The organism is Pseudonocardia halophobica, assembly GCF_027922425.1.
In the GTDB taxonomy this organism is placed as follows: domain Bacteria; phylum Actinomycetota; class Actinomycetes; order Mycobacteriales; family Pseudonocardiaceae; genus Pseudonocardia; species Pseudonocardia halophobica.
The window spans coordinates 85,082-102,893 of the sequence record NZ_BSFQ01000019.1 but is presented as its reverse complement, the minus strand read 5'-3'; the positions used below and the strand labels follow the sequence as shown (position 1 = coordinate 102,893).

15 protein-coding genes are annotated in these 17,812 nt (G+C 75.5%); 6 read left to right on the top strand and 9 right to left on the bottom strand.

All coding sequences use genetic code 11. From position 1 onward, the window contains the following. Positions 1–2: 2 nt before the first annotated feature. The 3 genes from nrfD to fdh are packed head-to-tail and all read right to left on the bottom strand — an operon-like array spanning position 3 to position 5,154. Complete coding sequence (gene nrfD, locus PKE99_RS21615; RefSeq protein ID WP_425566506.1) at positions 3–1,013, bottom strand: NrfD/PsrC family molybdoenzyme membrane anchor subunit; 1,011 nt, start codon at positions 1,011–1,013, stop codon at positions 3–5. Continuing rightward, positions 1,010–1,948, bottom strand: a complete 939-nt coding sequence (locus PKE99_RS21610) for a 4Fe-4S dicluster domain-containing protein (RefSeq protein ID WP_037044144.1) — start codon at positions 1,946–1,948, stop codon at positions 1,010–1,012. The genes nrfD and PKE99_RS21610 overlap by 4 nt, the downstream gene beginning before the upstream one ends. Then, positions 1,945–5,154 carry a formate dehydrogenase gene (gene fdh / locus PKE99_RS21605; RefSeq protein WP_197040574.1) on the bottom strand — a complete coding sequence of 1,070 codons (3,210 nt, stop codon included), beginning with the start codon at positions 5,152–5,154 and terminating at the stop codon, positions 1,945–1,947. The genes PKE99_RS21610 and fdh overlap by 4 nt, the downstream gene beginning before the upstream one ends. A gap of 161 nt (positions 5,155–5,315) precedes the next feature. Between fdh and PKE99_RS21600 the strand changes: the two genes are divergently transcribed. Together PKE99_RS21600 and PKE99_RS21595 are read left to right on the top strand one after the other, a co-directional pair. After that, positions 5,316–5,825: a PRC-barrel domain-containing protein gene (locus PKE99_RS21600; RefSeq protein WP_051737213.1), complete on the top strand. Its 510-nt coding sequence runs from the start codon at positions 5,316–5,318 to the stop codon at positions 5,823–5,825. A 172-nt stretch (positions 5,826–5,997) separates the two neighbouring features. Next, positions 5,998–7,245: a glycosyltransferase gene (locus PKE99_RS21595; protein ID WP_051737214.1), complete on the top strand. Its 1,248-nt coding sequence runs from the start codon at positions 5,998–6,000 to the stop codon at positions 7,243–7,245. A gap of 45 nt (positions 7,246–7,290) precedes the next feature. On the opposite strand, the gene PKE99_RS21590 is transcribed toward PKE99_RS21595, so the two are convergent. Then, positions 7,291–8,781 carry an ATP-binding protein gene (locus PKE99_RS21590; RefSeq protein WP_037044148.1) on the bottom strand — a complete coding sequence of 497 codons (1,491 nt, stop codon included), beginning with the start codon at positions 8,779–8,781 and terminating at the stop codon, positions 7,291–7,293. Between the two features lie 159 nt (positions 8,782–8,940). Beyond that, a complete protein-coding gene (locus tag PKE99_RS21585) occupies positions 8,941–9,270 on the bottom strand; it encodes a hypothetical protein (protein WP_156067440.1) in 330 nt (109 codons plus the stop codon). A gap of 232 nt (positions 9,271–9,502) precedes the next feature. Here PKE99_RS21585 and PKE99_RS21580 point away from each other — a divergent pair, with 232 nt between their 5' ends. Beyond that, positions 9,503–10,333, top strand: coding sequence for a SigB/SigF/SigG family RNA polymerase sigma factor (locus PKE99_RS21580; RefSeq protein ID WP_037044150.1), 831 nt, complete (start codon positions 9,503–9,505; stop codon positions 10,331–10,333). Beyond that, entirely contained in the window at positions 10,330–11,385 is a 1,056-nt protein-coding gene (locus PKE99_RS21575; protein WP_051737215.1) for an NAD-dependent epimerase/dehydratase family protein, read from the top strand. The genes PKE99_RS21580 and PKE99_RS21575 overlap by 4 nt, the downstream gene beginning before the upstream one ends. On the opposite strand, the gene PKE99_RS21570 is transcribed toward PKE99_RS21575, so the two are convergent. The 3 genes from PKE99_RS21570 to PKE99_RS21560 are packed head-to-tail and all read right to left on the bottom strand — an operon-like array spanning position 11,354 to position 14,975. Next, positions 11,354–13,441, bottom strand: a complete 2,088-nt coding sequence (locus PKE99_RS21570) for a xanthine dehydrogenase family protein molybdopterin-binding subunit (RefSeq protein ID WP_037044152.1) — start codon at positions 13,439–13,441, stop codon at positions 11,354–11,356. The two genes, PKE99_RS21575 and PKE99_RS21570, sit on opposite strands and share 32 nt — an antisense overlap. Continuing rightward, positions 13,438–14,445 carry an FAD binding domain-containing protein gene (locus tag PKE99_RS21565; RefSeq protein WP_037044154.1) on the bottom strand — a complete coding sequence of 336 codons (1,008 nt, stop codon included), beginning with the start codon at positions 14,443–14,445 and terminating at the stop codon, positions 13,438–13,440. Before PKE99_RS21565 ends, PKE99_RS21570 begins: the two co-directional genes overlap by 4 nt. Beyond that, entirely contained in the window at positions 14,442–14,975 is a 534-nt protein-coding gene (locus PKE99_RS21560; RefSeq protein ID WP_037044156.1) for a 2Fe-2S iron-sulfur cluster-binding protein, read from the bottom strand. The genes PKE99_RS21565 and PKE99_RS21560 overlap by 4 nt, the downstream gene beginning before the upstream one ends. 78 nt (positions 14,976–15,053) lie before the next feature. On the opposite strand from PKE99_RS21560, the gene PKE99_RS21555 reads away from it, so the two are divergent. Beyond that, positions 15,054–16,424, top strand: a complete 1,371-nt coding sequence (locus PKE99_RS21555) for an NAD-dependent succinate-semialdehyde dehydrogenase (RefSeq protein WP_037044483.1) — start codon at positions 15,054–15,056, stop codon at positions 16,422–16,424. Positions 16,425–16,434: 10 nt separating this feature from the next. Here PKE99_RS21555 and PKE99_RS21550 read toward each other — a convergent pair whose 3' ends face one another. Next, the gene (locus tag PKE99_RS21550; RefSeq protein ID WP_037044159.1) at positions 16,435–17,451 is read right to left on the bottom strand and encodes an NAD-dependent formate dehydrogenase; all 1,017 of its coding nucleotides are present in this window, start codon (positions 17,449–17,451) and stop codon (positions 16,435–16,437) included. Positions 17,452–17,619: 168 nt separating this feature from the next. On the opposite strand from PKE99_RS21550, the gene PKE99_RS21545 reads away from it, so the two are divergent. Further along, a complete protein-coding gene (locus PKE99_RS21545) occupies positions 17,620–17,775 on the top strand; it encodes a hypothetical protein (RefSeq protein ID WP_197040567.1) in 156 nt (51 codons plus the stop codon). Positions 17,776–17,812: the final 37 nt, after the last annotated feature.

The window sequence follows — 17,812 nt, the reverse complement described above, 5'->3', positions numbered from 1 at the left end:
CGCTACCGGTCGCTCCCAGCGGGGTGGTCCTCCGCCCGCCGCGCCTCGAGACGCTCCCGCTGCGGGCGGACGGTGTACTCGGGGTCGCGGGCCGAGGCCATGCCCGCCTCGAAGATCCCGTAGCGGGTGGCGGCGGAGGCGGCGTTGAGCAGCAGGCCCGCGGCGGCGCCCAGCACGCGACCGGGCCGGCCGCGCACGAACCCCGAGGCGAGCGCACCGAGGGCACCCACGACCGTCCCCACGCGGGCGCCCGTGAGCACGGCGCCGGCCCGGCCGCTCCGGTAGGCCTTGGCCGCGAAGCCGATCCGGCGTTCCAGCACCGAGGTGGCCGCGAGCTCGAGCACGGCCCCGGCGACCGCGACGCGCCTCGCGGGCGTGACGTCGCCCCGCGCGAGCAGCCCGGCCCCGCCGCCCGACGCCATCGCGCTCCCCGCGAACACGAACGGCAGCTCGCGGAACCCCTCGTGCCACGCCGGTACCGCGGTGTCGGCGACCAGCACCGCGGTGTACGTCGTCAGCGCCGGGCCGAGTGCCCCCGCGGCCAGGCCCGACGCGCGCGCCAGCCGGGGCGTGACGCCCAGGACCTCGGCCACCGCCGTCGCCCCGGACAGCGCGCCGAACGGCGCGAGGATCCACGACCCGACCGACAGCGGCGAGGTCACCTTCAGCACCCGCAGCATGTGCAGGAAGCGCTCCGGCCGGCCCAGGTCGTGGACCAGGAACCCGACGCTGAGGGTCGCGCCGCCCGCCGCCGCGACCCGTCCCACCCGCCGCAGCCCGGGTCGCCCGGTCAGGTCGGCGAGCGCCGCGAGCGGCGCGGACACCCCGGCGAGCCCGCCGAGGTACAGGTAGGCGGGGACGTCCGGCACCTTCCACACCGGCGGCTTGATGATCGGGCGCCCGTAGTACGAGGTGAACTCGGCTTCGGGCACCATCAGCCGCTCGCCGCGGCCCTTCCCGCGGCGCCGCGTCCGCGGGGTCCCGGCCGCGGTGCGGTGCTCCGGCGCGCTCACCGCCGGCCGCCCAGGAACGCGGCCGCGACGGCGCCCGCCACGGCCAGCGCGGCACCCGCGGCGTGCCGCCACATCGACGGCAGGTCCCGGGTGGTGACGACCGGGTCCGGCGGCAGCCCGTAGACCTCCGGCTCGTCGAGGAGCAGGAAGAAGGCGCCGTCGCCGCCGACCCCGTCGTCGGGGTCGCGGCCGTAGAGCCGGGCCTCGCCGACCCCGCGGTCGTGCAGCTCGGCCAACCGGGCGTCGGCGCGCTCGCGCAGCTCGTCGAGCGGCCCGAACTGGATGGACTCGGTGGGGCAGGCCGTGGCGCACGCCGGGGCCAGGCCGGCGCCGAGCCGGTCCTGGCACATCGTGCACTTGAACGCCCGCCCGTCGCCCTGCCGCTGGTCGATGACGCCGTAGGGGCAGGCGGGGATGCAGTACCCGCAGCCGTTGCAGATGTCCTCCTGCACCAGCACCGTGCCGTGCTCGGTGCGGATCAGCGACCCGGTGGGGCAGACGTCGAGGCAGGCGGCGTGGGTGCAGTGCTTGCAGACGTCCGAGGACATCAGCCAGCGGACCTCGGTGGCGTCGTCCCGGTCCACGCCCGGCTGCACCGCTCCGGGCAGCTCCATGGCCGGCATCCCGAGATCCACCGGCGCGGAGTCGCGCGCCGGGACCCGCTGCTCCACGAACGCGACGTGCCGGTACGTGCTCGCGCCGAGCCCGCCGCTGTTGTCGTAGCTCATCCCGGTCAGCCCCAGGACGTCGCCGGCGGCGCCGTGGTCGCCCACGCCGTCGGCCGGCAGGGCGTTCCACTCCTTGCAGGCGACCTCGCAGGCCTTGCAGCCGATGCACACGCTGGTGTCGGTGAAGAAGCCGACGCGCGGCGGGTGCCCGTCCGCGTAGCCGGCGTCGGCCGACGGGTCCGCGAGGGGGCCGGACAGGGAGTTCACCGTGGCTCCTCCTCCAGGCCGGCCTGCCGCCGGCGGTCGGCGAGGCACGTGACCAGCTCCGGCCCGCGCGGGCGCCGGCCGGGGCGGATGTCGCAGGTGGCGGCCTTGGTCTCCATGATGTGCACGTTCGGGTCGAGGGACACGCCGAGGAGCTCGTTGGCCGCGTCGCCGGTGGAGAGCCCGTTCGGGCCCCAGTGCCAGGGCACGCCGATCTGGTGGATCACCGTGTCCCCGTGTCGCAGCGGCTTGGCCCGCTCGGTCACCAGCACCCGGCCCTCGACCGCGGACCGGGCGGTGACGACGTGGGCCCAGCCGCCGTGTGTCAGCCCGCGCTCGGCCGCGAGCTCGGGGGAGACCTCCAGGAACATCTCCGGCTGCAGCTCGTTCAGGTGCGGCGTCCAGCGGCTCATGCCGCCCGCGGTGTGGTGCTCGGTGACCCGGAACGTGGTGAAGACGTACGGGTAGACCTCGGCGCCCGGCGTCCCCGGTTCGGGGTGGTAGTGGTTGTCCGCCCGCTCGAACCGCTGCCGGGCGGGGTTGGCCCGCTGCCCGTACAGGGCGTTGCCGACGGGCGACTCCTCCGGCTCGTAGTGCGTCGGCATCGGGCCGTCGGCCAGCCCGGCGGGGGCGTGCAGCCAGGCCCGCCCGTCGGACTGCATGACGAAGGGCTCGGCGCCGCCGATCGCCTTCGCCGCGTGGGCGCCGGGCGGCGGCACGTAGTCCGGCGGGGTGTCGGCGGGGAAGTCCGGGACGTCCGGCCCGGCCCACTTCTCCCCGTCCCAGTAGGTGAGCCGCTTCCGCTCGCTCCACGGCCTGCCGACGGGGTCGGCGGAGGCGCGGTTGTAGAGCACCCGGCGGTTCATCGGCCAGGCCCAGCCCCACTCGGCGGCGATGAGGTCCTGCTCGGCGCCGGGCCGGCGGCGCGCCGACTGGTTGACCTCGTCGGCGTAGACGCCGCAGTAGATCCAGCAACCCGAGCTGGTGGACCCGTCGGACCTGAGTGCGGTGTAGCCCGGCAGGGCCTTGCCGTCCGCGTCGACGCCGTTGATCTCCCGCAGCACCGCGTCGGCGCTCGGCTCGCCGGTCGCGTCGACGGGGTAGTCCCAGGTCAGGTCCTGCAGCGGCCGGTCGCGCGGGTCGTCGGAGCCGGCGACCCTCGCCTTGATCCGCTTCCCGAGCTCGAAGTAGAACCACAGGTCGCTGCGGCAGTCGCCCGGCGGCTCGACGGCCTTGTGGTGCCACTGCAGCAGGCGCTGGGTGTTGGTGAACGTGCCGTCCTTCTCCGTGTGGGCGGCGGCCGGCAGGAAGAAGATCTCGGTGCCGATGTCCTCGGTCCGCATCTCGCCGGTCTCGATCTCCGGCCCGTCCTTCCAGAACGTGGCCGTCTCGACCATGTTCAGGTCGCGGACGACGAGCCACTCCAGGCTCGCGAGGCCGTGGCGCTGCATCCGCGCGTTGGCCGTGCCGACCGCCGGGTTCTCGCCGACGACGAAGTAGCCGGGGACCTTCCCGTCGGCCTGGTCCATCACCGTGCGGAACGACGAGTGGTCACCGGTCAGCCGGGGGAGGTGGTCGAAGCAGAAGTCGTTGTCCGCCGTGGCGGCGTCGCCGAACCAGGCCTTGAGCAGGCTCACGACGTAGGCGTCGAGGTCGGCCCAGAAGCCCTTCGTGCCCGCGTTGGACTCGATGAAGTGCTGCAGGCCCTCGTCGCGGTGGGCGTGCGGCATCGGGATGTAGCCCGGCAGCAGGTCGAACAGGGTCGGGATGTCCGTGGAGCCCTGGATGCTCGCGTGCCCGCGCAGCGCCAGGATCCCGCCGCCCGGGCGGCCGATGTTGCCCAGCAGCGCCTGCAGCACCGCGGCCGCGCGGATGTACTGCACGCCGACGGTGTGGTGGGTCCAGCCCACGGCGTAGGCGAAGGCGCTGGTCCGCTCCCGGCCCGAGTTCCGAACGAGGGCCTCGGCGACCCGGTGGAAGGTCGCCACGGGGATGCCGCAGATCTCGTGCACCTTCTCCGGCGTGTACCGGGAGTAGTGCCGGCGGAGCACCTGCAGCACGCAGCGCGGGTCCTGCATGGTGTCGTCGCGCTCCGGATCGGCCGCGATCGGCGCCCCGCCCGAGCCGGGCATCTCGCCGCGCTCGGTCTCGTGGACGTCGAGGTCCCGGTCACCCGCGGCCGAGGGCGCGGTCGCCCCCTCGTACTGCCAGGTCTCGGTGTCGTAGGTGGCGGTCTCCGGGTCGAACCCGGAGAACAGGCCGTCGAGGTCCTCGGTGTCGGCGAAGTCCCCCCGCAGCAGCATCGGCCCGTTGGTGTAGGCGCGGACGTAGTCCTCGAAGTACGCGCCGGTCTCCAGGACGTGCCGGATCAGCCCGCCGAGGAACGCGATGTCCGTGCCCGCCCGGATCGGGACGTGCAGGTCCGCCACCGCGGAGGTGCGGGTGAACCGTGGGTCCACGTGGATGACCGTGGCGCCGCGCTTCTTCGCCTCCATGACCCACTGGAAGCCCACGGGATGGGCCTCGGCCATGTTCGAGCCCTGGATGACGATGCAGTCGGAGTTCGCCAGGTCCTGCTGGTAGTTCGTCGCGCCGCCGCGACCGAAGGAGGTCCCCAGACCGGGAACCGTGGAGGAGTGTCAAATACGGGCCTGGTTCTCGATCTGCACCGCGCCCAGGGCGGTGTAGAGCTTCTTCATGAGGTAGTTCTCCTCGTTGTCGAGGGTCGCTCCTCCGAGGCTCGCGATGCCCATGGTGCGGCGCAGGTACCGGCCCTCGTCGTCCGTCTCCTGCCAGGTGCGGCGGCGGGTGTCGAGGACGCGGTCGACGATCATGTCGAGCGCGGTGTCGAGGTCCAGGTCCTCCCAGTCGGTGCCGTGCGGGCGCCGGTAGCGGACCGTGGTGACCCGGTCGGGGGAGGTGACCAGCGACAGCGTCGACGACCCCTTGGGACACAGCCGCCCGCGACTGATCGGGGAGTCGGGGTCCCCCTCGACCTGGGTGACCTGCCCGTTGCGCGTGAAGACCCGCTGACCGCAGCCGACGGCGCAGAAGGGGCAGATCGACTGCGTGACGCGGTCGGCGTCCTGGGTGCGGGCGCGCAGCGACTCGGTGCCGTCGGACCGCGAGGCGGTGCCGCGGCCGAGGCGGTCCGGTCCGGCCAGCTGCCGGTAGACCGGCCACCCCTCGATCCAGGTGCGCACTCCCACCTCCTCGTGGTGCCCGATCACGGGGTCTCCCAACCACCGGACGCTGTGAAGCGACCCACGGCGGGTGTGCGACGCGGCGGGCCGGGCATCCCGCGGTGTATCGCCGTGTTGACCGCGTGCCGCCCGGGGGACCCTCGGCGGCCAGACCCGAGGAGGTAGCCATGGCGGACCTCGACGACCCCGCCCGCGTGCAGGGGCTGACGGTGCGGGACCGGGACGGCGCCGAGCTCGGCGCCGTCGACTCCGTCTACGTCGACGACGAGACGCAGCGGCCCGAGTGGGTCGTGCTCACCGGCGGCCTGGCGGGCTCGCGGCACGCCGCCCTGCCGCTGGCCGGCGGGATGATCGAGGAGGGCGAGCTCCACGTGCCCTACGACGCCGAGCAGCTGCGGACCGCGCCCGAGGTGCCCGAGGGGCACCTGAGCAAGGAGACCGAGGCCGCACTGTTCGACCACTACGGCGTGCCGCACGGCGGCCCGACCGAGACGGCCCAGACGGACGACCCGCGCCCCCGGCCCTCCGGCCGGCACGGCGACGGCCGCCACGAGCGGGTCGAGGACGACCGCGCCGAGCGCGACCACGTGGCCGCCGGGGCGGACGGCTTCGACGACCCCGCCGCGCCCGACGACGCGTCCGGGGGCGACGCGGTCCCCGGCGTCCGGGCGGGCTGACCGCGGCACCACCGCAGCGCCACGGCGGCGCGACCGCCGGCTCGTGATCCGTTGCGCCGCACCGCTCGCCGACCAGCGTTGGCGTGCCGGGCCGCACGTCCGTACGGTCCCGGGGAGAAGTACCCGGTGCGGCCCGTCCTCGGACCGTGCGACGCGAACGAGGGGAGTAGCCGTGCGCGTCGAGATCATCTGCGACCGGTGCAGCCCGCTGGCCGAGCCCGGCAGGCCGGGCCACGGCGGGCTGAGCGAGCACCTGGCCGGGCTCGGCGCGGGTCTGGCCGCGGCGGGCCACGAGGTGACCGTCCTGGTCCGCCGGGACTCGCCGGACCAGGCGCCCGTCGTGCACCCGGCCGAGCGGCTGGAGGTGCGGCACGTCGACGCCGGCCCGGCCACGCCGTTGCCCGAGGACCGGCTGGTCACGCAGGTGCCGGTGCTGGCCGAGCAGCTGGAGCGCCGGTGGCGCGCCGCGCGGCCGGACGTCGTGCACGCCCACTCCTGGACCGCCGGCCTGGCCGCGGCGGCCGCCGCCCGCGAGCTCGGCCTGCCGTTCGTCGTGACCCTGCCCGGGGTCGGCGAGCGCCCGGTCGACCCGTCCGTCGACACCCGGGGCCGCGCCTCGGCCGAGCACGTGCTCGTCGCCCGCGCCGACCGGGTCGTCGCGAACGGGGAGGACGACGTCTTCGCCCTCGTCCGGCTCGGGGCCCGGCGCTCCGTGATCCGCGTGGTGCCCTACGGCGTCGACACCGAGATCTTCCAGCCCGAGGGGCCGACGCTGCGCCGCGGCGAGCACCCCCGGCTGCTGGCCGTCACGGGCCTCGACGAGGAGGCGGGCGTGCAGGACGTCATCCGCGCGCTGCGCACCGTTCCGGAGGCCGAGCTGCTGGTCGCCGGCGGGCCGCGCACGGACGACCCGGAGATCGACCCCTCGCGGGACCGCGAGCTGGCCCGGCTGCACGCGGTGGCCCGCGAGGCCCGCGTCGAGCGCCGCGTCCGCTTCCTCGGGGCCGTGCACCGCGAGACCTTGCCCGCGCTGCTGCGCTCCGCGGACGCGCTCGTCCACGTGCCCCACCGGACGGGCTTCGGCATGGTCGCGCTCGAGGCGATGGCGTGCGGCCGCGCGGTCGTCGCGTCGGCCGTCGGCGCGCTGGCCGAGACGGTGGTCGACCAGGTCACGGGCGTGCTGGTGCCGCCCGCCCGGCCGGACGTCCTGGCCCAGGCGCTGCGCGCCCTGCTCCGGGAGGGCGCCGTGCCGCTGGCCTTCGGCATCGCGGGCCGGGACCGGGCGGTGTCCCGGTACGACCGCGACCGGCTGGTCGCCGCGGTCGAGCAGGTGTACCGGGAGGCGGCCGAGGCCGTCGAGGCCCGCGAGCACGCGGGCGCGGGGGAGACCGGCGCCGCGCACGTCGGCGACACCGGCTGACGGACGCCGTCCCCGGGGCGGGCCGCGACCGACCGCGGCCCGCCGTCAGGCGCTCTCGGCCCGGTCGCTCAGCAGGTGCGCCAGCCCGGTGAGCTCGAGCACGGGCCGCGCGACGCTGCCGGGTGGCGCGACCACGCACAGGTCCGTGCCGGGGTCGAGCTGGTGCAGCAGCCGCACCCCGGCGCTGGCGAACAGGGTGGTGGCGGACAGGTCGAGGACGCACCGCTCCCCGTCCGCGGCCGCGTCGAGCAGCGCGGCCCGCAGGGTGGCGACGGCCGGCAGGTCGACGTCGCCTCGCACGTGCAGCACCCCCGGGGCCTCGCCGGGCTGGACGGCGAACATCTCGGGCACGGCCGTCGGGCCGGGACGCGGCGTGTCGCCGACCGCGACCGGCCTGCCGACGGCCAGCACCGCGGTGACCGTCGTGCCCGCCGGCCCGGGCTCGACGACCAGGGCGTCGCAGAGGTCCCGGACCACCGCGAGCCCGAAACCGGCCTCCTCGTCGTCGTCCGCCGCGTCCTCCTCCGGGGGCTGCCAGGTGCCGTCGTCGGCGACGGTGATGCACAGCCCGGCCCCGGTCAGCTCGGCACCGATCCGGATCTCGCCGTCGGAGCCCTCGGGATACGCGTGCTCGATGGCGTTCGCGGCGAGCTCGGAGACCACCATCGGCGCCGCGACCACGGTCCGCGGCGCCACGCCCGCCGCCTCCAGCCAGCGCGTGACCGTCTCGCGCAGCGGGCTGAGGGCGAACGGGTCGACCGGCAGCACCAGCCGCAACGGCTCGACGGGCACGAGGCGCCGGTGTGCGGCCAGCACGGCGACCCCGCCGCGCGGCGCCCGCGCGGCGAGCCGGGCGCACACGGCCGCGGGGTCGTCCACCGGGGCCTCGGGGTCGAGCAGGACCTCCTGCCCGGGGCCACGGCCGGGCGAGGTCCGCCCGCGGCCCTCCACGAGGTCGTCCGAGTACAGCAGGAGCGTCTCCCCGCGGGCGAGCTGCGCGGTCGCCGGCACCGGGGGTGCGGCGCCGACGCCCAGGGGGCCGTAGGCCTGGCCGGGCAGCGGGGCGAGCCCGCCCGGCCCGCTCACCAGGGCCGGGGGATGGGCGCCGCGTGCGTGTTCGAGCTCCCCGTCCGGCCCCACGACGACGACGGTGAGCGAGGCGCCGTGCAGGGCGTCGTCGATGCCGGCGGCCCGGTCGATCTGCTCGAGGGCCTCGGTGAGCGTCGGCGCGGTGTGCAGCGCCTGGCGCAGCACGGTGCGCAGCCCCGTGACCGCGCCGGGGCGCGGTGCCGGACCCACGAGGTCACCGACGGCGAGGGCGAGCCGCCCGTCCGGCAGCGGCACCACGTCCAGCCAGTCGCCCGCGGGGGCGGCGCCGTCGGCGGAGGGGAGCGCGGTGAGGCCGAGCGGGGCGGCGGGCACCCACAGCGCGGCCAGCCGGAGGTCCGCCAGCAGCGGCAGCGTGGCGGGCAGGTGGGCCGGGGGAGCGTCGCCGGGCGGAGCGGGATCCCGCTCGGGGCGGGAGTCGGCGTTCACGTCGCTCCTCTCCGGCCGGCGCCGAACGGCGGCGACCTGCCCGGCGGGACCGGGTCCGCCGAGGATAGAGGCCGGGCGCCCCCGGCGTGTGGCATGCCCGCCGTCGTCCTCACCGTCGTCGCTGTCGTGTCCGTCGCGGTCGCCGTCGTCGGTCCTCCGTCAGTCGTCGAGGAAGGGGGCGATGGCGAGGATGCGACGGTGTTCCGCGAGCCGGTCCAGCGCCGATCCGACGGCCTGCGCCTCCGCGGTGCCGCCGACGCCGATCTCGGACTCGAAGCGCTCCCGCCGCGTGCGCGGATCGCCGCGGTCGGCGGCGGCCCACCGCAGGAACCGCTCGACCACCCGCACCTGTCTGCGGCGCAGGCCCTCGTACGGCTCACGGCTCGCCAGCCACGCGACGAAGGGGCCGAGCACGGCCGCCACGTCGGGCGTCGCGGGAGGTCGGGGGGCGGGCGCAACGGGTCGGGCGGGGGCGGGCCGGACGGTCATCGGGTCTCCTTCGCGGGGGTCCTGCCGGAACGATGTGTCGCGCGTCATACCCCGGTGCGTCCGACCCATGCGTCCGGGCCGAACTCGACGCGCGCCCCCCGGAGGGCGCTTGTACGGTCGAGGTGCGACCGATGCACGATCGACGCCCCGAGTGCGCCCACCACCCGTCGCGCGCCGCTCGACCGAGGTACAGCCAGCTGCCTCTGACGTCCACCGACGTGTAGGAGGCCCCATGACCGCGCCGAACACGGTTCCCGAGCCCGTCCAGGATTCTCGCACCGCCGAGCGGACCCAGGGCCCCAGCGAGTACGCCGACCAGATGCCCGTGCTGGAGCGCTTCGCCGCGCTGCCGGCCGGCCACCCCGACCGCGACCGGCTGCGGTCCGACCTCGTCCTGGCCTTCCTGCCGGTGGTCCGCCACCTCGCGCAGCGCCACGGCGCGGGCTACCGCGCCGGCATCGAGGACCTGGTGCAGGTGGGCACGATCGGGCTGATCTCGGCGATCGACCGCTGGGACCCCGAGCGCGCCGGCGGGGACTTCCTCGGCTACCTGATCCCGTGCGTCCGCGGGGAGATGCTGCGCTACTTCCGCGACCGGACCTGGTCGATGCGGGTGCCGCGGCGGCTCAAGGAGCTCAGTGTCGCGATCGGCAAGGCCTCGGGCCCGCTGGCGCACGAGCTCGGGCGCGCGCCGAAGCCCAGCGAGCTGGCCCGGCACCTGGGCGTGGACCGCGAGGAGATCGTCGAGGCCCTGGCGGCCAAGGCGAACCAGCACGCCGGCTCGCTCACCGCCGTCGACGACGCGGACGACCAGCCGGTCGCCGACACCCTCGGCGAGGTCGACAAGGCGCTCGAGCACGTCGACCACCGCGAGTCGCTGCGCCCGCTGATCTCCGCGCTGCCCGAGCGGGAGCGGCTCATCCTCACGCTGCGGTTCTTCGGCGAGATGACCCAGACCCAGATCGCCCAGCGCGTCGGCATCTCCCAGATGCACGTCTCCCGGCTGCTCGCCCGCACCCTCGCGCAGCTGCGGGAGGGGCTCGACGGCGGCACCTCCCCATGACGGGTCCCGCGCGCACGGTCGTGGTGGTCGGGGCGTCCGGGACCGTGGGTTCCGGGCTGCTCGACGCCCTGGCGGAGCGGCCCGAGGTGATTGTGCGCGCGGTGTGCCGGCACCCGCCGGAGGACGCGCCCCGGACCGGCCGGGTCACCTGGCACCCGCTGGACCTGCTGGCCGCGGACACCGCGGACCGGCTGGCGGAGCTCCTGCGCGGCGCCGACGCCGTCGTGCACCTGGCGTGGGCGATCCAGCCGGTCGGCGACGCGTCGACGCCGCGCAGCGTCGACCTCGACGGCACCGCCGCCGTGCTCGACGCCGCCGGCCGCGCGGGCGTCGGGCAGGTCGTCTTCCTGTCGTCGCAGGCGGTGTACGGCCCGCACCCGCCCGGTGGGCCCGCCCGCCCGGTCGACGAGGCCTGGCCGGTCCGGGCGCACCCGGGCTCGCTCTACAGCCGGGACAAGGTCGCCGCGGAGGCGATGCTCGACGACTTCGGGCGCGCCCACCCCGGCGTCGCGGTGACCCGGGTCCGGGCCGCGCTGGTGGTCCGGTCGGACGCCGCGGCCCGGATGCGGCGCCTGTTCCTCGGCCCGGTCGTGCCGACGGCGCTGCTGCGCGCCCTCCGCGCCGGGCGCATCCCGGTGCTGCCGTTGCCGTCCGGGCTCGTCCTGCAGCTGGTGCACGCCGACGACCTCGGCCGCGCCGTGGCCGCCGCCCTCGACCGGCGCGCGGCCGGGGCCTTCAACGTGGCCGCGGACGCGCTCGGCACCCGGGAGCTCGCCGCCGTCGCCGGCGCCCGCCCGGTGCGGGTGCCGCGGGCACTGGTGCGGGGCGTGCTCGGCCTGCTGAACCGGCTGCACGTGCTCGGCGCGACCACGGGCTGGTTCGACCTGGCCGTGGACACCCCGGCGATGGACACGGGGCGGGCCCGCCGCGAGCTGGGCTGGGCGCCCGCGGTGGACACCGCCGGCACCGCCCGGATCCTGCTCGACGCGCTCGCCGACACGGACCCGGACGGCGCGCGGGTCAGCGCGCCGGCAGCACCCGGTCGAGGGTGACGGGCAGGTCCCGCACCCGCACACCGGTGGCGTGCCAGGCGGCGTTGGCCACCGCCGCGGCCGTCCCGACGATGCCGATCTCGCCGATCCCCTTGGACCCCATGGCGTTGACGTACGGGTCGTCCTCGTCGACCCAGTGCGCCTGCAGGTCGTCGACGTCCGCGTTGGCCGGCACGTGGTACTCGGCCAGGTCGTGGTTCACGACGTGCCCGGTGCGCGGGTCGAGCAGGCTCTGCTCGTGCAGGGCCATACCCAGCCCCATCGTCATGCCGCCCAGGAACTGCGAGCGGGCCAGCCGCGGGTTGACGATCCGCCCCGCCGCGAACACCCCGTACAGCCGCGGCACCCGGACCTCGCCGGTGTCGGCGTGCACCCGGACCTCGGCGAACTGGGCACCGAAGGCGGACATCACGTAGTCCTCCTCGGCCGCGTTCGGGTTCACCGACCCGGAGGCCGCGTCGCCGTCGTGCGGGTCCTCCCCGTACTTGTCCCGGAACTCCCGCACCGCCTCGACCAGCGCCGATCCCCAGGTCGTGGTGCCGGACGAGCCGCCCGCGACCGAGGCCTCGGGGTGGTCGGTGTCGCCGATCAGCACGTCGACGTCCTCGACCGGGACGTCGAGCGCGTCGGCGGCGATCTGCGGGAGGACGGTCCAGGTGCCGGTGCCGAGGTCGGCGGCGCCGATCCGCGCGACGTACCGGCCGCCGTCGTAGGTGACCGTGGCCGTCGACTTCGGCATCCGCATCGTCGGGTAGACCGACGCCGCCACTCCGGTGCCGACCCACCACCCGTCCTCGAGACGCATGCCGGGGCGGTGGTCACGGCCGGCCCAGCCGAACCGCGCGGCGCCCTCGCGCAGGCAGGCCACCAGGTTGCGGGAGGAGAACGGCTTCCCGGTCTCCGGGTCGACCTCGGGCTCGTTGCGGATCCGCAGCTCGACCGGGTCGAGGCCCAGCTCGGCGGCGAGCTCGTCCATCGCGACCTCGGGCCCGAACATGCCCGGGCACTCGCCCGGCGCCCGCATCCACGACGGGACCGGGACGTCGAGCGCCGCCAGCCGGTGCGTGGTCCGCCGGTTCGGCGCGGCGTACATGTTCCGGGTCGGCACGCCCGTCTGCTCGGCGAACTCCTTGATCCGCGAGGTCTGCTCGACGACGTCGATCGCGATGCCGCGCAACGTCCCGTCCCGTTCGGCGGCGAGCTGCATCCGCTGGATGGTGGGGGTGCGGTAGCCGGCGAGGGAGAACATCTGCTGGCGGGTGAGCGCGAGCCGGACCGGCCGGCCGGGCACCGCGCGGGCCGCCATCGCCGCCATGATCACGTTGGCGTGCGGGTTGCCCTTCGACCCGAAGCCGCCGCCGACGTACGGGCACACCACCCGCACCTGCTCGGGCTCCAGCCCGAAGATCTGCGTGACCGTCTGCCGGACGGGGTGCACGCCCTGGGTGGAGTCCCAGAGGGTGAGGTGCCCGTCCTCCCAGAGGGCCGTCGTCGCGTGCGGCTCCATCGGATTGTTGTGGTGCATCGGCGTGGTGTACGTCTGCTCGACCGTCACGGGGGCCTCGGCCATCGCCGCGGCCACGTCGCCCTCGTGCGTGTCCGGGGGATAGGTGGGGTTGACCGATTCCGGGGTGTAGAGGTCGCCGCGGTCGGCCGAGAGCCGCGCGTCGGCCTGCTCCTCGGCGTACGTCACGCGGACCAGGTCCGCGGCCTCGCGGGCCACCTCGTCCGTCTCCGCCAGCACCGCGGCCACGATCTGCCCGCGGAAGCCGACCTCGGTGCCCTGCAGCACCGCGAGCTCGGCGTCGTCGGTGGAGGCGAGGCGCTCGGCCTCGGTGCTGGTCATCACGCCGACGACGCCGTCGAGCGCCGTGGCTCCGGCGGTGTCGACGTCGGAGACGCGGCCGCGGGCGACGGTGGCCTGCACGATCCGGCAGAAGAGCGGGTCGGGGACCGGCGTCTCGTCGGCGTAGATCGCCACGCCGCGGACCTTCGCCCCGCCGTCGCGGCGGGCGAGGCCGCGCCCGATGGCCCTCGGTTCCAGGGTGGCGGTCATGCGCGGGTCTCCTCTCCGGCCAGCGCGCGCAGGGTGCTCACCAATGTCCCGGTGAGCAGCGGGATCTTGAACGCGTTGCCGCCGTCGAACCCCTCCTGCGGGCGGGCGTCGGCCAGCTCGACCCCGGCGGCGGCGCGGTAGGACTCGTCGGTGGCGGGGGCGCCGCGCAGCGCCTCCTCGGCCCGGTGCGCCCGCCAGGGCTTGTGCGCCACCCCGCCGAACGCGAGCCGCGCGTCGCGGATCCGGCCGCCGGCCACGTCGAGGCAGGCGGCCACGGACACCAGGGCGAAGGCGTACGAGGCCCGGTCCCGCACCTTCCGGTACCGGGAACGCGCGGCGATCGGCGCCGCCGGCACGTCGATCGCGGTGATCAGCTCGCCGTGCCCGAGCACGGTGTCCCGCTCGGGGGTGTCCCCGGGCAGGGTGTGCAGGTCGGTGAAGGGGACGGTGCGTTCCCCGTCCGGCCCGAGCACGTGCACCTGCGCGTCGAGGGCGGCCAGCGCGACCGCCATGTCCGACGGGTGCGTGGCGATGCACCGCCCCGAGGTGCCGAGGATCGCGTGGTTGCGGGTCGCCCCGCCGATCGCCGCGCAGCCCGAGCCGGGCTCGCGCTTGTTGCACGGCGTCGTGACGTCCTGGAAGTACACGCAGCGGGTGCGCTGCAGCGGGTTCCCGCCGGTCGTGGCCATGTTGCGCAGCTGCCCGGAGGCGCCGGCGAGGAGCGCCTCGGCCAGCACGGGGTAGCGCCCGCGGACCCGGGGATCGGCCGCGAGGTCGGAGTTCCGCACGGCGGCGCCGAGGCGCAGCCCGCCGTCCGGCAGGTCCTCGATCTCGGCGGAGGTCAGCGCGGTGACGTCGACCAGCAGGCCGGGCGTGGCCACGCCCAGGCGCAGGTGGTCGACGAGGTTGGTGCCGCCCGCGAGGAACGCGGCGTCGGGCCGCTCGGCCACGGCGAGGACGGCCTCGCGCGCGTCGGGCGGGGTGGCGTAGGCGAAGGGCCTCATCGGCGCACCCCTTCCGCGACCTCGGCCAGCGCCGCGCGGATGCCCTTGTAGGCGCCGCAGCGGCAGAGGTTGCCGCTCATCCGCTCCGCGATCTCCCGGTCGAGGGCCTCCGGGTCGCCCAGGTCCGGCCCGCCCGCCACGTCGGCGGTGGCGGCGCTGGGCCAGCCGCGCTCCAGCTCGTCGAGCACGCCGACGGCCGAGCACACCTGTCCGGGGGTGCAGTAGCCGCACTGGAAGGCATCGTGGTCCACGAACGCGCGATGCACCGGGTGGTCCTCGTCCGGGCCCGGCGCGAGCCCGGCCGCCGTCGTGACCTCGGCGCCGTCGTAGGCCACGGCGAGGGCGAGGCAGCCCAGGATGCGGCGGCCGCCGACGAGCACGGTGCACGCGCCGCACTGGCCGTGGTCGCACCCCTTCTTGGGGCTCGTGGCCCCGAGCCGCTGCCGCAGCGCGTCGAGCAGCGAGGTCCGGGTGTCGACGCGGAGGTGGTGGGTGGCGCCGTCGACCCGCAGGGTCAGTTCGGTCTCCATGCACGGGGACTTCCCGGATCTCCCCGGTCCATCCCGGCACACGGCATGATCCGGCGCCGCGCGCGGTACCCGTGGGGCATGGCCATCGCGACGATCGACCCCAGCACCGGCGACCAGTTGAAGACCTTCGACGCGCTCACCGCCGAGCAGCTCGACGCGAAGATCATGGCCTCCGCGACCGCCTTCCGGCACTGGCGGGACGTCCCGGCGGAGCGCCGGGCGGAGCTGTTCCGGGGCCTGGCCCAGCGGCTCGACGACGAGGCCGAGGAGCTCGGCCGCATCGCGACGCGGGAGGTCGGCAAGACGTTCGGCTCCGCCGTCGCCGAGGTGCACAAGTGCGCCAAGGGGTGCCGCTACTACGCGGACAACGCCCAGGCGATGCTCGCCGACGTGCCGCACGAGGTGGAGGGCGCCCGGGTGCTCACCCGGTACGAGCCGCTCGGGCCCGTGCTGGCGGTGATGCCCTGGAACTTCCCGTACTGGCAGGTGTTCCGGTTCGCCGCGCCGGCGCTGATGGCGGGCAACACCGGCCTGCTCAAGCACGCGTCGAACGTGCCGCAGTGCGCCCTGGCGATCGAGGACGTGTTCCTGCGCGCCGGGTTCCCGGAGAACGTGTTCCAGACGCTGCTGATCGGCTCGTCCGAGATCGAGAAGGTGATCTCCGACGACCGGGTCCGGGCGGTGACCCTGACGGGCAGCGAGGCGGCGGGCCGGGCGGTCGCCGCCGCGGCCGGGAAGCAGATCAAGACCAGCGTCCTCGAGCTGGGTGGCAGCGACCCGTTCGTCGTGCTGCCCTCGGCCGACCTGGACACGGCCGTCCGCAACGCCGTGACCTCGCGGACCCTGAACAACGGCCAGTCCTGCATCAACGCGAAGCGGTTCATCGTGCACACCGATGTCGCGGACGAGTTCACCCGCCGGCTGGGCGAGGCGATGGCGGCGCTGACCGTCGGCGACCCGATGGACGAGAACACGGACGTCGGGCCGTTGTCCTCGGGCGACGCCGTGAAGACCCTCGACCAGCAGGTCCGCGACACCGTCGCCGCCGGCGCCACGCTCGTCACGGGCGGGGAGCCGGGGAGCGGCCCGGGCTTCTACTACCCGCCGACGGTGCTGGCGGACATCCCCGACGGTTCGCCCGCGCACCGCGAGGAGCTGTTCGGACCGGTCGCGTCGGTCTGGCGCGCGCAGGACCTCGACGACGCCATCCGGATCGCGAACGACTCGCCCTTCGGCCTCGGCGGCAGCGTGTGGACCACCGACGAGGCCGAGCAGGAGCGGCTGGTGCGGGAGATCGAGACCGGGATGATCTACGTCAACCGGTTCACCGAGTCGACCCCGGAGGTGCCGTTCGGCGGCGCCAAGAACTCCGGCTACGGCCGGGAGCTCGCCGGGTTCGGGCCGCGCACCTTCGTCAACGCCAAGACGGTGTGGATCGAGGGCGGCTGACCGGGTCCCGTCAGTCGCCGGGCGCGGCGACGACGTAGTCCTCCGGCGGCGGGTCGCCGGCCAGGTGGGCGTCGAGGATCTCCCGGACGCCGGCCGCGATCCGCCGCTGCGCCTCGATCGTCATCCCCGAGTAGTGGACGGTCATGGCGTTGCGCGGCATGGTCCGCCACGGGTGGTCCTCGGGTGCGGGCTGCGGGTACCAGACGTCGCCGGCGTAGCCGCCCAGCCGCCCGGACCCGACCGCGTCGCGCAGGGCGTCCGTGTCCACGATCGCGCCGCGGGCGGTGTTGACCAGCCAGGCGCCCGGCTTCATCTGCCCGATCCGGTCGGCGTCGAACAGGGCCGTGCTGCCCTGCTGCAGGGGCAGCGCCGCGCAGACCACGTCGGACTCGCGGACCAGGTCGTCGAGCCGGGCGTAGCGGACGCCGAGGATCTCCTCCTCGGCCGGGCTGCGCCGGTGCCGGGCGTAGTACAGGATCCGCACGTCGAAGCCCTTCAGCCGCAGGGCCGTGCGGGCGCCGATCGCGCCCAGGCCGACGATCCCGACGGTCTTGCCCTCCAGGTCGTGGGCCTCCTGCGAGGCGTCGGCGACGTCCCAGCGGCCCTGCCGCACCTGCTCGTGCGCGGGCACGAAGTTGCGCACCAGCGCAAGGATCTGCAGCACGTTGTGCTCGGCCACGCTCACCACGTTGCTGCCGGTGACCTCGGTGACCGTGATCCCGTGCTCGGTCGCGGCGTCGGACTCCACGTGGTCCGAGCCGACGCCGGCGGTGATCACCAGCTTCAGCCCCGGCGCCTTCTCGATCCGCGCGCGGTCGAGGTAGACGGGCCAGAACGGGGTCGTGATCAGCACCTCGGCGTCGGCCAGCTCGGCGTCGAGCGCCTCGCCGGTCTCGCTGGTGGTGACGAGCTCGTGCCCGGCCTGCCGGAGGTCGTCGCCCAGGTCGAGGCCGCGGGCGGCGCTGGCCAGGACGTCGGGGTGTTCGTCGGGTTGCTCGTCCGGGTAGAGGACGGCGACGACCTTCACGGGGCTACCTCCGCTGCTCGCGTGCCCTGCGGCTACCCCCGCGTGCGCACACGCACACGCCCCGCACCGTCGCCGGATCGTGACCTTCGGGCGCATGGATGATCACCTGTTCGGGTACAAGCGATCACCACCGGGCGCACAGGGTGCCCGGCCGTCGAAGGAGACGCCGTGATCATCCTCGGACTCATACTTCTCGTGGTCGGCTTCCTGACCGGGTTGTCCCTGCTCTACTACATCGGCGCGATCCTGCTGATCCTGGGCGTGATCTTCCTGGTCCTCGGCCGCACCGGCCGGCCCGTCGGTGGCCGCAAGGTCTGGTTCTAGGTGCGGGCCGTGGTCCCGGGCGCCCGGGACCACGGCC

Coding starts and splice junctions, on each gene's coding strand:
- PKE99_RS21600 (WP_051737213.1), top strand. CDS start 5,316: ATGGCGGACCTCGACGACCCCGCCCGCGTGCAGGGGCTGACGGTGCGG.
- PKE99_RS21585 (WP_156067440.1), bottom strand. CDS start 9,270: ATGACCGTCCGGCCCGCCCCCGCCCGACCCGTTGCGCCCGCCCCCCGA.
- PKE99_RS21570 (WP_037044152.1), bottom strand. CDS start 13,441: ATGACCGCCACCCTGGAACCGAGGGCCATCGGGCGCGGCCTCGCCCGC.
- PKE99_RS21555 (WP_037044483.1), top strand. CDS start 15,054: ATGGCCATCGCGACGATCGACCCCAGCACCGGCGACCAGTTGAAGACC.
- PKE99_RS21580 (WP_037044150.1), top strand. CDS start 9,503: ATGACCGCGCCGAACACGGTTCCCGAGCCCGTCCAGGATTCTCGCACC.
- PKE99_RS21565 (WP_037044154.1), bottom strand. CDS start 14,445: ATGAGGCCCTTCGCCTACGCCACCCCGCCCGACGCGCGCGAGGCCGTC.
- PKE99_RS21575 (WP_051737215.1), top strand. CDS start 10,330: ATGACGGGTCCCGCGCGCACGGTCGTGGTGGTCGGGGCGTCCGGGACC.
- PKE99_RS21560 (WP_037044156.1), bottom strand. CDS start 14,975: ATGGAGACCGAACTGACCCTGCGGGTCGACGGCGCCACCCACCACCTC.